This is a genomic window from Proteus faecis, assembly GCF_030286765.1.
Taxonomy (GTDB): Bacteria; Pseudomonadota; Gammaproteobacteria; order Enterobacterales; family Enterobacteriaceae; genus Proteus; species Proteus faecis.
Genome location: NZ_JASVWV010000001.1, coordinates 729466 through 743480, shown reverse-complemented (window position 1 = coordinate 743480; position 14015 = coordinate 729466). Strand labels below are relative to the sequence as shown.

14 protein-coding genes are annotated in these 14015 nt (G+C 38.1%); 11 read left to right on the top strand and 3 right to left on the bottom strand.

Annotation, left to right across the window (positions count from 1 at the left end; genetic code table 11):
* Nucleotides 1-337 precede the first annotated feature (337 nt).
* Nucleotides 338-2152: a DUF637 domain-containing protein gene (locus QSH13_RS03525; RefSeq protein ID WP_286038829.1), complete on the top strand. Its 1815-nt coding sequence runs from the start codon at nucleotides 338-340 to the stop codon at nucleotides 2150-2152.
* A gap of 15 nt (nucleotides 2153-2167) precedes the next feature.
* A complete protein-coding gene (locus QSH13_RS03520) occupies nucleotides 2168-2770 on the top strand; it encodes a hypothetical protein (RefSeq protein WP_286038828.1) in 603 nt (200 codons plus the stop codon).
* A gap of 123 nt (nucleotides 2771-2893) precedes the next feature.
* Here QSH13_RS03520 and modE read toward each other — a convergent pair whose 3' ends face one another.
* On the bottom strand, nucleotides 2894-3685 hold the full coding sequence (gene modE, locus QSH13_RS03515; RefSeq protein WP_109398126.1) for a molybdenum-dependent transcriptional regulator: 792 nt from the start codon (nucleotides 3683-3685) through the stop codon (nucleotides 2894-2896).
* Nucleotides 3686-3844: 159 nt separating this feature from the next.
* On the opposite strand from modE, the gene QSH13_RS03510 reads away from it, so the two are divergent.
* The 4 genes from QSH13_RS03510 (at nucleotide 3845) to modC (ending at nucleotide 6857) form a co-directional block, all read left to right on the top strand.
* The gene (locus QSH13_RS03510; RefSeq protein ID WP_071788544.1) at nucleotides 3845-3988 is read left to right on the top strand and encodes an AcrZ family multidrug efflux pump-associated protein; all 144 of its coding nucleotides are present in this window, start codon (nucleotides 3845-3847) and stop codon (nucleotides 3986-3988) included.
* A 330-nt stretch (nucleotides 3989-4318) separates the two neighbouring features.
* Nucleotides 4319-5089: a molybdate ABC transporter substrate-binding protein gene (gene modA / locus QSH13_RS03505; RefSeq protein ID WP_109398125.1), complete on the top strand. Its 771-nt coding sequence runs from the start codon at nucleotides 4319-4321 to the stop codon at nucleotides 5087-5089.
* A 17-nt stretch (nucleotides 5090-5106) separates the two neighbouring features.
* Complete coding sequence (gene modB, locus QSH13_RS03500; RefSeq protein WP_006537607.1) at nucleotides 5107-5799, top strand: molybdate ABC transporter permease subunit; 693 nt, start codon at nucleotides 5107-5109, stop codon at nucleotides 5797-5799.
* Nucleotides 5793-6857, top strand: coding sequence for a molybdenum ABC transporter ATP-binding protein ModC (gene modC / locus QSH13_RS03495; RefSeq protein WP_109398124.1), 1065 nt, complete (start codon nucleotides 5793-5795; stop codon nucleotides 6855-6857). Before modB ends, modC begins: the two co-directional genes overlap by 7 nt.
* 75 nt (nucleotides 6858-6932) lie before the next feature.
* Here the strand turns inward: modC and QSH13_RS03490 are convergent, their stop codons facing one another.
* Nucleotides 6933-7754 carry a pyridoxal phosphatase gene (locus tag QSH13_RS03490; RefSeq protein ID WP_286038827.1) on the bottom strand — a complete coding sequence of 274 codons (822 nt, stop codon included), beginning with the start codon at nucleotides 7752-7754 and terminating at the stop codon, nucleotides 6933-6935.
* 149 nt (nucleotides 7755-7903) lie between these two features.
* On the opposite strand from QSH13_RS03490, the gene pgl reads away from it, so the two are divergent.
* The gene (gene pgl, locus QSH13_RS03485; protein WP_109406485.1) at nucleotides 7904-8893 is read left to right on the top strand and encodes a 6-phosphogluconolactonase; all 990 of its coding nucleotides are present in this window, start codon (nucleotides 7904-7906) and stop codon (nucleotides 8891-8893) included.
* A gap of 63 nt (nucleotides 8894-8956) precedes the next feature.
* Here the strand turns inward: pgl and bioA are convergent, their stop codons facing one another.
* Nucleotides 8957-10228: an adenosylmethionine--8-amino-7-oxononanoate transaminase gene (gene bioA, locus QSH13_RS03480; protein WP_286038826.1), complete on the bottom strand. Its 1272-nt coding sequence runs from the start codon at nucleotides 10226-10228 to the stop codon at nucleotides 8957-8959.
* A 103-nt stretch (nucleotides 10229-10331) separates the two neighbouring features.
* On the opposite strand from bioA, the gene bioB reads away from it, so the two are divergent.
* The 4 genes from bioB to bioD are packed head-to-tail and all read left to right on the top strand — an operon-like array spanning nucleotide 10332 to nucleotide 13947.
* Nucleotides 10332-11369 (top strand): biotin synthase BioB, encoded by a 1038-nt coding sequence (bioB, locus tag QSH13_RS03475; protein WP_109406483.1) that lies wholly within the window; start codon nucleotides 10332-10334, stop codon nucleotides 11367-11369.
* Entirely contained in the window at nucleotides 11369-12532 is a 1164-nt protein-coding gene (bioF, locus tag QSH13_RS03470) for an 8-amino-7-oxononanoate synthase (RefSeq protein WP_286038825.1), read from the top strand. Before bioB ends, bioF begins: the two co-directional genes overlap by 1 nt.
* Nucleotides 12507-13271, top strand: a complete 765-nt coding sequence (gene bioC / locus QSH13_RS03465; protein ID WP_109406481.1) for a malonyl-ACP O-methyltransferase BioC — start codon at nucleotides 12507-12509, stop codon at nucleotides 13269-13271. Before bioF ends, bioC begins: the two co-directional genes overlap by 26 nt.
* Entirely contained in the window at nucleotides 13264-13947 is a 684-nt protein-coding gene (gene bioD / locus QSH13_RS03460) for a dethiobiotin synthase (RefSeq protein WP_109406480.1), read from the top strand. Before bioC ends, bioD begins: the two co-directional genes overlap by 8 nt.
* The last annotated feature ends 68 nt before the right edge of the window (nucleotides 13948-14015 follow it).

The window sequence follows — 14015 nt, the reverse complement described above, 5'->3', positions numbered from 1 at the left end:
GTGCCAAATTAGATTTAATTAATGCTTGATTTTATTTCATATCCTTTTTAAAAAAGATAAATAATAACCATCACTTAATATTATTTCTAAAATACTAAGTGATGGTTTTATTTTTTAATAAAAAGTAATCATGCTAACAATTAACAAAGAATAGCGGTACTTACCTGAACTTTATATTGGCGGAAAACTCACAATTGATGCCCCAAAAGGCATATCTGCGGATATTAAAGCTAAGAAAAAAGAATCACTAGAACAAGCATTAACCGTTTTAAGTAATACACCAGAATATGCTTGGCTTAACTCTCTCCAACGCCAAGAAAATATTAATTGGAATTTAGTGAAAGACACTTATTCCAGTTGGGATGATAAAACACAGCAATTAAATCCTGTTGTCGGTGCCGTTATTGCCATCGCAGTAGGGGTCGCAACTTACGGTACTTCAACGGCGGCGACCATTGGCGGAATGGCAAGTAAAGCAACTATTGCGGCAGGTGCATCAGCCAGTGTGGCTTCAACGGCATCGGTTGCAGCACAAGCAGGTTTTGCCTCTTTAGTATCGCAAGCAGCGGTATCTTTAGCCGAAAACAAAGGCAGTATTTATAAAACTATTGAATCCCTCGGCCGTAGTGATACCGCTAAATCTATTGTTACAAGCATGGTGGTTGCCGGGGCATTGCAAGGTCTTGACCAATTTATGGGGTGGGATCAGGCAATCCAAGGCGGAACATTACCCTCAACAAGCAAGTTATTGCTTACTGATAACGCAACATGGGATCAAGTTGCACAGCGTGTCGCCTCGCATTCAGTTGTCAGTTCAACCCTAGGTACGGCAATTCAAGGCGGTAGTTTTATTGATAATTTTAAAACCGCGCTATTAAGTAATATTGGCAGTCAATTCCATGCAGAAGGTGCCAACTTAATTGGTGATAACGGTGCCGTATTAGGACATGCAGGAAAGGTTTTAAGTCATGGCGTCGTAGCAGGTATTAGTGCAGAAATTGCAGGAGGCAGTGTTACAGGAGCTGTAGCAGGCGCCTTGGCGGCAGAGATAGCGGCGATATCGCTACAAAGTAAATTATTTGAGCCTAGTTATTTAAATGAAACTGACAGACAAGTTGCATTAATTCAAGAGGCAATGCATGGCAATGAAGGTCAAACACAGCTCACTAAATTAATTGGTGCACTGACAGGCGCTATTGTGACTCGTAAGCCTGAGGGCGTATTTTCTGCGGCTAATTCTGCGGAATTAGTTTATCGGCATAATTATAGTGAGCATATGCTTTCTAACTTAGCTTTAGAAAATAATAAGGATATGATCGCTGCTTCGAAAGGAGATGTTGCAGCAGCAGAAAGAGTTGTCAATCGACAAAATGCAGGAATGGTTGCAATCGCTCTTGGCTTAGGAGGAAGTGTAAGTTTTATTGCTGGTCATACTGTTATTGCAGCAACACCAGAACTTATCGCTATTGCTCAAGTTGCATTTAATACATGTAAAACTAACTGGGTTTATTGTGCTAATCAGCTAGGTATTAATATTGCGGGAATATCGGCTCCGGAAGCAGCAATAGCAGGCGTCACTTTTGGCAGCGGGTATAAAGTGTTAGCAAGTTCAGAAGAAAGTACTAAAGCTTTCTCTATCATGTTAGCTAATAGCTCAAAGTCTTTAATGACGTCGGGTAAATTAAATATTACTGCTATAAAACCGATAGTAGAACAAGAAAAATTATTAATAGAAACAAATAAACGTGTAATAGAGGAAATTAATAAAATATCTTCAAAGAGTAAAGCTAAAAATATTGCAACAATGGTAGCTGCATATGATATTAAAACAGGAACTATTATAGTAAGAGGAAGTGTTGGTTCTGACATTAAAATAGAAATGCTTCATAAAGATACTGTGATTCTATTAAAAAATAAATTAGGCGATGCTAAAGTCGGAACAAAAACAGTACACTGTGATAATATTGTAGGAGGATGTGGTGAGGTATTAGCAGCAGATCAGTTGATTCGAAAAGGGATCAAACCTCAAGATATTCGAATTTCTCAGGTATATCGCCCCAGAAAAGCTTACGGGTATGATTTATCAACTATGCCAGAAGAAGCATTTGTTGATACATGTAAAAATTGTATTAAAGTTTTTTTAGATAAATAGTACTAGGGAGCATATATGGGACTGTTACTTGATATAAACTGGTATCCTGGTCAAGCAAGAAATCATTCATGGATTGCTATGGATAAAAATGGATGTATTTCAATGATGCTAAATAATGGGTATGGATGGTTACCTAAATGCATATTAAAAATAAATAATATAAAAGAATCACTTAATGATTTATGTGAATATATCGATTGCGAATCTGAAAAATATAGTAATGATGTAAATAAAAAAGGTGAGTATTTTATAGATCTATATTCTAGCTGGGTATATAAAAGATATAAAAATAAACAAGAAATAATTAATAACTTTAACTTTAGGTTAGAAAATAAAAAAAATTGTGATGCTGAGTTAGCAACTAAAATGGGAATGTTTTATTTTGAAGCATTAGAGGGGCAATCTATAGGAGAAGATTATCCTATTGGTTATGAAGGTGAAACCAAAATGGGTGACTATTTTCGCTTTATTGTTCCAACTATTTATGCAACGATAAAAGATATTCCTGAAGAGCTAAGAAAATATATTGTAGTCTCTGATAGTCTTGATTTTACCAAAGATAGATTGATTGATAACAATAAAATTAGCGATTATTTTACTCGCATGTATTCAGAATAAATAATTTTAATTGTTTATTCTTTAATAAAAATATTTTTCTAAACTAAAAACCATCACTTAATATTATTTCTAAAATACTAAGTGATGGTTTTATTGTTTAATAAAAAGCAACCATGCTAATAATTAACACAGTGTGGCGACAATCACCTGATCGGCATTAAATAAAGCCGTTACATTGTCATTAATATGCAAATTTTGCTCTTTAACATGCTGATTAGAACAGGTGGCACACACTTCTTGTCCACCTTCTAATGTTACCACTAGTTCGCTGTTTTCATTGCCTGTTTCAATTTGAGTCAACGTGCCTGAAAGGGCATTGTCATATTGTTGTGCTAAAGAAGTCCCTTTTTCAATATTAACCCATGGGGCTTTAATTAAGATCAGTACTTCTTTGCCTTTTTTCAGGCCTAAGCGATCTGCACTTTTTTCTGTTAAAGCAGCACGAATAGTCGTTTTTTTATCTGCAAGTTGCACATTAACATGCTGTTGAACTTGCAGGTTATCACGTTCAATAATGGTACCGAAAAATTGGTTTCTAGCACTCGTTTGTAATGAAAAGCGAGAAATAGCTGCTAATAAGCTATCAAGAGGGAGTGAATCGTCTTTTAATACATCAAAGGCTTTTTGCTGAATTTGACCTAGTAGATCGTAAAGTTGAAGTAAGCGTTCACAATAATGAGTAAGAGTTGCACCACCGCCGCCTTTGCCACCTGTTGCTCTATCAACAAGAAGTTCGTCTGCGAGTTGATTCATTTCATTAATGGCATCCCAAGCACTTTTATAGCTAATGCCTGCCATTTTTGCCCCTTGGCTAATAGAACCTGTCGCTTTGATCTGTTTTAATAATGCAACACGACGAGGATCGGCAAAGAGCTTATCTTGAAGTTTAAGTGTTAATAATATTTCTGCTTGCATAATGATAGGCTTCTTCTTTTTTTGTGTGTTTATCGCATTTTTTGTGCCGACACAAAGCGATAATTCTCTAGAATATATACAACTATAGCGTTATTATTCGTTATTCGTGAAGAAATGCCAACTCTGGCTTTCCGAATATACCATGATAAAGAGGTTATCATGCTTGAATTATTGAAAAGTTTAGGGTTCGCTCTCTTGATGGTACCTGTTGTAATGGTACTCATTATGGGCATCATTTATGGTTTAGGTGAAGTGTTTAACCTGATTTCACCAAGTCAGCCAAAAGCAGATAAAAAATCATAAAATCTCCCTCCCTGATTTAGAATAGCCCTTTATTATTAAAGGGCTATTTTTTTATACTCGTAATGTCATACTTCAAGCCACAGCGTTGTTGACTGCGTTCTTTCGCATTAGTCACATACTTATGTATGCTACTAGTGAGTCATTCTCTTGTTGCCTAGCTGTGACTTGAATTATTTAGAGTATGTAAATTTCTCTATCTCTATTTTCTGTTTCTTCTTAATGGTTATATTTATTGATATATAACCAGTTTCTCACATCTAATTCTTTCATTTTACGTTGTATCTTGATATATACAGCGTGGTTATCCTTTAATTTAAGTGGAATTAGAACATGAAAAAATTATCAGGTAAGTTACTTGCTGGTGCGGTTATCTCTTTTGCTTTAGTGAGTCAAAGTTTTGCATCGGAAAAAGTAACGGTATTTGCTGCCGCTTCTCTTACCAATGCTCTTAATGAAATTTCGGCACAATATAAACAAGAAAAGAAAACTGAAGTGGTTGCATCTTATGCATCTTCTTCAACATTGGCTCGTCAAATAGAGCAAGGTGCACCTGCAAATCTGTTTATTTCAGCAGATCAGCAGTGGATGGATTACGTAATCGATAAAGATTTAATGGTTGCAGATTCACGTCATACACTATTAGGTAATGATTTAGTACTCATTGCCCCTAAAGATAGCAAATTAAATGACGTTGTTATAAATAAGGAAACCAAATGGAAATCCTTACTTAATGGTGGAAAACTTGCTGTTGGCGATCCGGACCATGTGCCTGTTGGTATCTATGCAAAAGAATCATTAGAATATTTAGGTGCATGGAATACAGTAAGTCCAGAAATGGCTCGAACTAATAACGTACGTAGTGGTATGGCGTTAGTTGAACGTGATGAAGCACCATTAGGTATTGTATACGGTTCTGATGCGGTTGCGAGTAATAAAGTGAAAGTGGTCGGCGTATTCCCAGCTGATAGCCACAAACCTGTTGAGTATCCAATGGCAGTTGTAAAAGGTCATGACAATAAAGCAGTTCGTGATTTTTATGACTATCTGAAAACACCTCAAGCCGCAGAAATTTTTAAGAAATACGGCTTTAGTCCACTGTAGGAATTATACTTTTGGAGATGTTAAGTGAATACGAATGGCAAGCCATCATACTAAGTCTTAAGGTATCGACTGTTGCAGTTATTATTAGTCTACCTTTTGGTATTTTTATGGCTTGGCTTTTAGTTAGGGTACGTTTTCCCGGTAAATCATTGCTTGATAGCATTATTCATTTACCTTTAGTTCTACCTCCCGTTGTGGTCGGTTATCTTTTACTGATCAGTATGGGAAGACGTGGATTTATTGGTGAATGGTTGTATGACTGGTTTGGTTTTAGTTTTACCTTTAGTTGGCGAGGTGCGGCACTTGCATCCGCAGTGGTTGCATTTCCACTGATGGTAAGAGCGATCAGATTAGCATTAGAAGCTGTTGATCAACGTATGGAACAAGCAGCGAGAACTTTAGGTGCTTCACCGTTGCGTGTCTTTTTTACCATAACATTACCTTTGTCTATGCCAGGGATCATCGCAGGAATTGTGTTGGCATTTGCGCGCTCATTGGGAGAATTTGGCGCAACGATCACTTTCGTCTCCAATATTCCGGGGGAAACAAGAACCATACCTCTGGCAATGTATACCTTGATTGAAACACCGGGTGCGGAAATGGATGCCGCTCGTTTATGTGTGATTGCAATTATTTTGGCGCTCGTCTCTTTAATGGCTTCTGAGTGGCTAACTCGTTGGGGCCGTAAAAGACTGGGGGGCGTATGTTAGAGATGAATTTTAAACAGACGTTAGGATCACTGCGTCTGGAAATTAATACTGAACTGCCAACAGAAAGTATTACTGCCGTCTTTGGTTTATCTGGGGCGGGTAAAACTTCACTGATTAATGTGATTGGTGGTTTAACCAAACCCGATTCAGGGCGAATTGTATTAAATAATCACACACTGGTTGATACTGAAAAGAAAATTTATCTGCCGCCTGAAAAACGTAAAGTGGGCTATGTATTCCAAGATGCCCGACTGTTTCCTCATTACACGGTAAGAGGAAATTTGCTTTACGGTATGTCACCGACAATGAAAGTGCAGTTTGATCGCATTATTCATTTGTTAGGTATCGAACATTTACTTTCACGTTTTCCTATCACCTTATCAGGTGGTGAAAAGCAACGTGTTGCTATCGGCCGTGCATTGCTCACTGCTCCAGATATTATGCTAATGGATGAGCCTTTAGCCTCACTGGATTTACCTCGTAAACGTGAGTTATTACCTTATTTAGAAAAACTCTCACAAGATGTACAAATTCCTATTTTGTATGTGAGCCATAGTCTTGATGAAATTATTCGACTTGCAGATAACGTCATTGTGATGGATGCAGGAAAGATCAAGGCGACAGGTAAGCTGGAAGATGTGTGGGCAAGTAGTGCATTACGCCCTTGGTTACAAAAAGAGACATTAAGCAGTATCGCTAATGTAATGGTAGTCGAACACCATAGCCATTACGATATGACTGCAACGGCTTTTGGTAATCAAGTGTTGTGGTTACCTCAAATTGAAACAAAAATCGGTCGTGATGTGCGTGTGCGTATTGATGCTTCTGATGTGTCATTAACAACGACTCGTCCATCCAATAGTAGTATTCGTAATATTTTGCATATGAAAGTGGTTGAAACCATAAAAAATGATGGTCAAGTTGATGTAAAGCTTGTCAATGATGGCAATTATTTATGGGCGAGGATCACTCCTTGGGCGAAAGATGAATTGAATATTCAAGAAGGGCAATGGCTTTATGCTCAGATAAAGAGTCTTTCGCTAAGTCGTCATCTATAATTTATTAGTTATATTTATTGATAAAAAACCTCATCTTTGATGAGGTTTTGTTTTGGGCTCAATATAGAAATGAGATTAAGACAGAATATATTTATGGATAGTTTCTGCGATACCTGGTTGTGAATTCACTTTAGTGACCATTTTAGCGCGTGCTTTTACTTCATCTGAAGCATTACCCATTGCAACCCCTAAACCAACATGTTCTAACATGCTCAGATCATTAAAATTATCACCGAAAGCAATAACATCACTCATCTTCATACCATTTGCTTCCACCCAACGTTGTAAACGACGGCCTTTACTATTGCCTTTTTTAGCGATATCAACTTGATCAATCCAAGACCATTCACACTCTAAGCCGACTTGTTGTTCAATTTTCTCAACTAATGCGTGTAGTTCATCGTGATCAGGCGTTGTAGTGGCAATTTTCCAAATGGCATTAACATCATGCATTGCTTGATAAAAATCATCGACTTTAACGAGATTGGGGCGCTGTGCGATGGGAAGGGTATCGGCCCAATTAAGTGTGCGTTGTACTGTTGCAGTTAGTTGGTCATACATCATTGCATCGTCAGCATAAACTAAATGGTGTACATCGGTTTGTTTAACGAGATCTAATACTGCTCTGGTTTCTTGTGTGGTTAATGGATCAGATTCTAGTACCTTTTTACCAATATAGTCATAAAGGTAAGTTCCATTACAGCAGATTGCAGGGGTGTCAAGATCGAGTGCTTGATAGAATGGATGGATAGCAACATGATGACGACCTGTTACAATTAAAACTTTAACACCTGCTTTTCTTGCAAGATTGAGTGCTTCTAAAGATTCTGGCAGGATACGTTTTTGGTCATCAAGCAGTGTGCCATCAAGATCCAATGCAATAACGCGATATGACATAAATAAGCCCCTTGATAGTATTAAGATGCAATGCTGTTGATGTTACACGTTAACCAATAAAAGATAAACTAGCTTAATCGTGACAGGTTATTGTTGGTTTTTCTATTATTCTTTATAAATCAATGGGTAATCAGTTTTAAGGAGAAGGGATGAAACAGGTAGTCTACGTAGCAAGCCCAGAGAGTCAACAAATCCATGTTTATGCATTAAACACTGAAGGTGAAATGGATTTATTGCAGGTTGTTGAGGTTGCAGGGCAAGTACAACCGATGATTGCAAGTGCAGATGGAAAATACCTTTATGTAGGTATTCGTCCTCATTTTAGTGTGGTGACATTTGCGATTGCTGTCGATGGCCAGTTAGAGCAAAAAGCTATCACTTCTATTCCAAGTACTCCTGTTCATTTGTGCTTAGATAAAACAGGGCGTTTCTTATTTGTACCTTCTTATCATCAAGGCAATTTGGCAGTTTTACCTATTAATGATAAGGGGATCCCTCAATCACCAATCCAAATTATTGAAGGACTAGATAAACCTCACTCCTCTAATATTGATTGGAATAATAAACAACTGATTGTGCCTTGTTTAGGTGAAGATCATATTCGTTTATTTAATTTATCAGAAGATGGGCGTTTAACAGAAGCAGGTACTGAATCGCTGACAACAGCGCAAAATGCAGGGCCTCGCCATATGGCATTTCATCCTAATGGTAATGTGTTTTATTGCCTTAATGAATTGGATGCGACAATCAATGTTTATTGTCGTATGGGCGATTTATATCGTTTAATGCAAACGGTTGATATTGTTCCTGAAACATTTAACAGTACTCGTTGGGCATCAGATATTCATATTACCGCTGATGGTCGTTTTCTTTATGCAAGTGAACGCTCTGAAAGCTTTATTTGTGCAATGACAATTTCAGAGACGGGCGACCATCTGCAACCTGTGGGTTATTACCCAACACAAACACAGCCTCGTGGCTTTAATCTTGATAATACAGGAAATTATCTGATTTCTTGTGGTCAAAAATCAGATTTTGCTTCTGTTTCTCGTATTGATAAATATACGGGAGCCTTAACAGAATTAGCACAGTATCCTGTTGGAAAAGGTGCAATGTGGGTAACGGTTGTCACTAAATAAATCTCACTTTTAACCTCTAGTGAAAATAGTTTCTCACTAGAGGTTAGCGCATTGTTTGGCTTATTAAAGATTAACTACTTTTCCAATTGATTGAGTGAGTTTAGTTAAGCTTTCTGATGACATAATAAAGGGTGGCATGATATAAATTAGCTTACCAAAAGGTCTGATCCAGACCCCTTCATCAACAAAGATTTTTTGTAATTTTGCCATATTGACTGGCTCGTTCATTTCGACCACACCAATCGCACCTAAAACCCGCACATCTTTGACACTTTTAGCCTGTTTTAATGGTAATAGCTCATGTTTTAGTTGTTTTTCAATGTTTGCAACTTGGTTTACCCAATCGCCTTTTTCTAATAGAGATAAACTGGCATCAGCAACAGCACAAGCGAGTGGATTTCCCATATAGGTTGGGCCATGCATAAAGCAACCCGCATCGCCTTGACTGATGGTTTCGGCAATATGACGCGTTGTTAAGGTGGATGATAAAGTCATGTAACCACCCGTTAATGCTTTACCTACACACATTATATCTGGCGATATTCCTGCATGTTCACAGGCAAAAAGTTTGCCTGTTCTGCCAAATCCTGTAGCAATTTCATCAGCAATTAATAACACATCAAACTCATTACATAACGCTCTAGCCTGTTTCAAATATTCAGGATGATAAATTCGCATTCCTCCCGCACCTTGAACAATGGGCTCAAGCATCACGGCCGCAATTTCTTGATGATGTTGCTCTAACGTTGAGCGTAATGAGTGGATATCAGCCGGATCCCACTCTTCATAAAAACCTGTTTTAGGGGCATCCACGAAGAGATGATTAGGCAGATAACCTTTGTAAAGACTGTGCATGGAGTTATCCGGATCACACACAGACATGGCACCAAATGTGTCACCATGATAGCCTTGTTTTAATGCCACAATACGTTGGCGTTTTTCACCTTTAGCTTGCCAAAATTGCAACGCCATTTTCAGCGCAACTTCAACAGCAACCGAGCCAGAATCTGCTAGAAATATGCATTCCAGAGGCGCTGGTGTTATCGCTAATAATTTTCGACAAAGTGATACTGCTGGTGGATGAGTAATGCCACCAAACATCACATGAGACATATTACTGAGTTGTGTTGTAACGGCATTATTAAGTTCTGGGTGATTATAACCATGAATTGCAGCCCACCATGAAGACATTCCATCAATCAGTTTTCTGCCATCAGCCAAGACTAATTCAACGCCTTTTGCACTGACGATAGGGTAAGCAGGTAACGGATTACTCATCGACGTGTATGGATGCCAAATATGGCGTAAATCGAAAGCGATATCTTCAGATGTCATTATATTTTTCACTTAATCATGTAAACCAATGGTGATCAATTTTAGTTGACATGATAACCCTATTATTTAAACTGGCAATCACTTTTAAACAGGAGATTGTATTGTGAGCGCACTAAAACGTTGGACATTAAAAGAAGCCAGAGCACTGTTTGATATGCCATTTTTAGAGTTAGTTTTTCAGGCACAACAAGTTCATCGTCAACATTTTGATCCTTCACAAATCCAAGTGAGTACGTTGCTCTCTATTAAAACAGGCGCTTGTCCTGAAGATTGTAAATATTGTGCCCAAAGCGCGCGGTATAAAACAGGATTAGAAAAAGAGCGATTAATGGAAGTGCAGCAAGTAATTGAATCGGCAAAAAAAGCAAAAGCAGCAGGTTCAACACGTTTTTGTATGGGAGCAGCATGGAAAAACCCGCATGAGCGAGATATGCCTTACCTTGAGCAAATGGTAAAAGAAGTTAAAGCACTGGGTATGGAAACCTGCATGACACTTGGCAAATTAGATGATTCACAAGCTAACCGATTAGCAGATGCAGGGCTAGATTTTTATAATCATAACCTTGACACCTCCCCTGAATTTTACGGCAGTATTGTGACAACACGTACCTATCAAGATCGTTTAGATACACTTGATAAAGTGCGTAATGCCGGTATTAAAGTGTGCTCCGGCGGAATTTTAGGATTAGGCGAAGAAGTTAAAGATCGTGCAGCAATGTTAGTGCAATTAGCGAATTTACCGCAGCCTCCTGAAAGTGTGCCCATTAATATGTTAGCCAAAATCAAAGGTACGCCATTGGCTGATAATGAAGATGTCGACCCGTTTGATTTTATTCGTACTATCGCCGTTGCCCGCATCATGATGCCACGCTCTTATGTGCGTCTTTCTGCTGGTCGTGAGCAAATGAGTGAACAAACACAAGCGTTCTGCTTTATGGCTGGGGCGAACTCTATTTTCTATGGTTGTAAATTATTAACGACAACTAATCCAACTGAAGATAAAGATCACCAATTATTCCGTAAGTTAGGTTTAAACCCTGAACGATTAGCGGTATCTATGGGCGACAATCAGCAAGAAGAAGCTTTGATGCAAGCGGTTGCCAATAAAGACACTGAACAATTTTATAATGCGGCACTGTAATGAGCTGGAAAAACTATTTAGCTGAACAACTTAATGTGCGTAGAAATACGCCATTATGGCGAAAGCGCCAAGTGATCAAACAAGCTAATGGACGTTTTTTGATCACAATAGCGGGCGAAAAGTACCTTAATTTTTCAGGCAATGATTATTTAGGTATTAGCCAACATGAAGATATCATTAAAGCATGGCAGCAAGGTGCTGATAAGTACGGTGTAGGTAGCGGTGGTTCAGGGCATATTACAGGATTTACACAAGCTCATGCGCAATTAGAACAGCATCTTGCAGATTGGTTAGGTTACGATAATGCGCTGTTATTTTCATCCGGTTATAGTGCTAATCAAGGTGTGATATCGGCATTACTTGAAAAAGAAGATGCCATTATTGCAGATAAACTTTGTCATGCTTCTCTAATGGAAGTCGCTGTATTATCACCCGCGACATTATGGCGATTTTTACACAATTCTCCTGACTCTTTATCTCAAAGACTCAGTAAAACATTAGCTAATAAAACCCTTGTGGTAACAGAAGGGGTATTTAGTATGGATGGGGATAAAGCGCCATTAAGAGAAATAGCAACAATAAGCCAAAAACATCAGGCATGGTTAATGGTTGATGATGCGCATGGCATGGGTGTTTTAGGTAAAGAAGGTCGAGGTAGTTGTGATGAAGCGGGTATTAAACCTGAAATACTGGTAGCCACTTTTGGTAAAGCTTTTGGTATCAGTGGGGCGGCAGTGCTTTGTAACAAGCCGACAGCAGAGTTTTTTGAACAATATGCTCGCCATCTTATTTACAGTACATCAATGCCACCAGCACAAGTTATTGCTTTAAACTCAGCTCTAAATGTTATTAAGCAAGCAGATAAGGAACGGGAATATCTTCAACAATTAATCACTGCTTTTCGCCAAGGTGTAATTTCACTACCTGTTAAATTATTACCTTCAGAGACGGCTATTCAGCCATTAATTATTGGTGATGAACAATTGTGCCAAACACTTTCAGATTATCTGCAATCTAAAGGGCTCTGGGTAAAGGCCATCTTTCCTCCTACGGTACCTCCTCAAAGTGCACGTTTACGAATAACGTTAACCACTCGCCATCATCTTTCAGATATTAAGCTGTTAATCGAGACGCTTCATGCTTTCTTCAGTCAAAACAGATAAACAACGTATAGCTCAAACATTTGGTAAAGCGGCTGTTCATTACGATAATCACGCCAATATTCAGCGCTATAGCGGTAATAAATTAATGGATTTAGCACGTCATGATAGTGGTCATATCGTGTTAGATGCAGGATGTGGAACAGGATATTTCAGTCAAAAATGGAAACAACAAGATAAGTTTGTTATTGCACTTGATCTGTCACACACCATGCTACAAGTGGCAAAACAACAACAGCGAGCTGATGGTTACTTACAAAGTGATATCGAGCATTGCGCGATTGCACCACAAAGTGTGGACATTGTATTTAGTAATTTAGCGATGCAATGGTGTGATGATTTATCTGGTGCGATTAAAACATTAATGAACGCAGTCAATGCAAAAGGTGCGCTTTATTTCTCAACACTGACTACGTTGACATTACAAGAAGTTAGAGAGGCTTGGCAATCTCTTGATCAACATTCTCATGTAAATCCTTTTTTATCACTTCACGATATTAAGAAAGCGTGTTGTGGTTTTCATTACCAATTGTCTCTTGAAACGGTCACTGAACGATATGATTCATTACATGCACTTTTTGCTTCTTTGAAGGGAGTTGGCGCCAATTTTGTGCAAGGGGATCGACAAAAAGGGTTGATGACACGACAGAAATTTCGTGGATTAGAAAATGTATGGAAAAGAGAGTTTGGTAAATATTTACTTACTTATCAACTTGTTATGGTTAAGGTGTCACATGGCTAAAACATATTTTTTGACGGGTACAGATACAGAAGTGGGTAAAACTGTAGTCAGTAGTGCTCTATTACAATGTGCGGCGCAACTTGGGTTTCAAACTGCAGGCTATAAACCCGTGGCGTCAGGAAGTGAGTGGTTAAATGAAGGATTACGTAATTCAGATGCACTTACTTTGCAAAAATTCAGTACGGTACAGTTAGATTATCATCGCGTTAATCCTTACTGTTTTGAAACGCCAACATCACCACATATTGTTAGCCAAGAAATAAAACAGCCTATTGATTTTAATGTGATGTCAGAAGGTTTGTCTTATTTAAAGCAACAAGCTGATTGGGTTTTAGTCGAAGGTGCTGGTGGTTGGTTTACCCCACTGTCAGAAAACCATTTTTTCTCTGATTGGGTTATCAATGAAAAGCTACCTGTTATTTTGACTGTGGGTGTTAAATTGGGGTGCATTAATCATGCGTTATTAACGCAACAAGCAATTATTCAGTCTGGTTTAACATTGGCTGGCTGGGTTGCAAATGAAGTTGAACCTGCGGGGCGATATCAAAAAGAATATTTGGCAACATTAAAACAGCATATTAACGCACCATTCTTAGGCAAAATACCCTATTTAAACGAAGTAAAAGAGCATAATTTTACTTCTTACCTTGATCTTTCCTGTTTAAAACTAAGTTGATAGGTGGTTATTAAGTAAATTATAAAAGTCTATTTTTTATACCAATAAAAAAATAAAAAAAATAAATT

Excerpts from the sequence above, each read along its gene's own strand:
- QSH13_RS03490 (WP_286038827.1), bottom strand. The coding sequence starts at position 7,754 with ATGTCATATCGCGTTATTGCATTGGATCTTGATGGCACACTGCTTGAT.
- pgl (WP_109406485.1), top strand. The coding sequence starts at position 7,904 with ATGAAACAGGTAGTCTACGTAGCAAGCCCAGAGAGTCAACAAATCCAT.
- QSH13_RS03520 (WP_286038828.1), top strand. The coding sequence starts at position 2,168 with ATGGGACTGTTACTTGATATAAACTGGTATCCTGGTCAAGCAAGAAAT.
- modB (WP_006537607.1), top strand. The coding sequence starts at position 5,107 with ATGTTAAGTGAATACGAATGGCAAGCCATCATACTAAGTCTTAAGGTA.
- modC (WP_109398124.1), top strand. The coding sequence starts at position 5,793 with ATGTTAGAGATGAATTTTAAACAGACGTTAGGATCACTGCGTCTGGAA.
- bioA (WP_286038826.1), bottom strand. The coding sequence starts at position 10,228 with ATGACATCTGAAGATATCGCTTTCGATTTACGCCATATTTGGCATCCA.
- modA (WP_109398125.1), top strand. The coding sequence starts at position 4,319 with ATGAAAAAATTATCAGGTAAGTTACTTGCTGGTGCGGTTATCTCTTTT.
- bioF (WP_286038825.1), top strand. The coding sequence starts at position 11,369 with ATGAGCTGGAAAAACTATTTAGCTGAACAACTTAATGTGCGTAGAAAT.
- bioC (WP_109406481.1), top strand. The coding sequence starts at position 12,507 with ATGCTTTCTTCAGTCAAAACAGATAAACAACGTATAGCTCAAACATTT.
- QSH13_RS03510 (WP_071788544.1), top strand. The coding sequence starts at position 3,845 with ATGCTTGAATTATTGAAAAGTTTAGGGTTCGCTCTCTTGATGGTACCT.
- bioD (WP_109406480.1), top strand. The coding sequence starts at position 13,264 with ATGGCTAAAACATATTTTTTGACGGGTACAGATACAGAAGTGGGTAAA.
- modE (WP_109398126.1), bottom strand. The coding sequence starts at position 3,685 with ATGCAAGCAGAAATATTATTAACACTTAAACTTCAAGATAAGCTCTTT.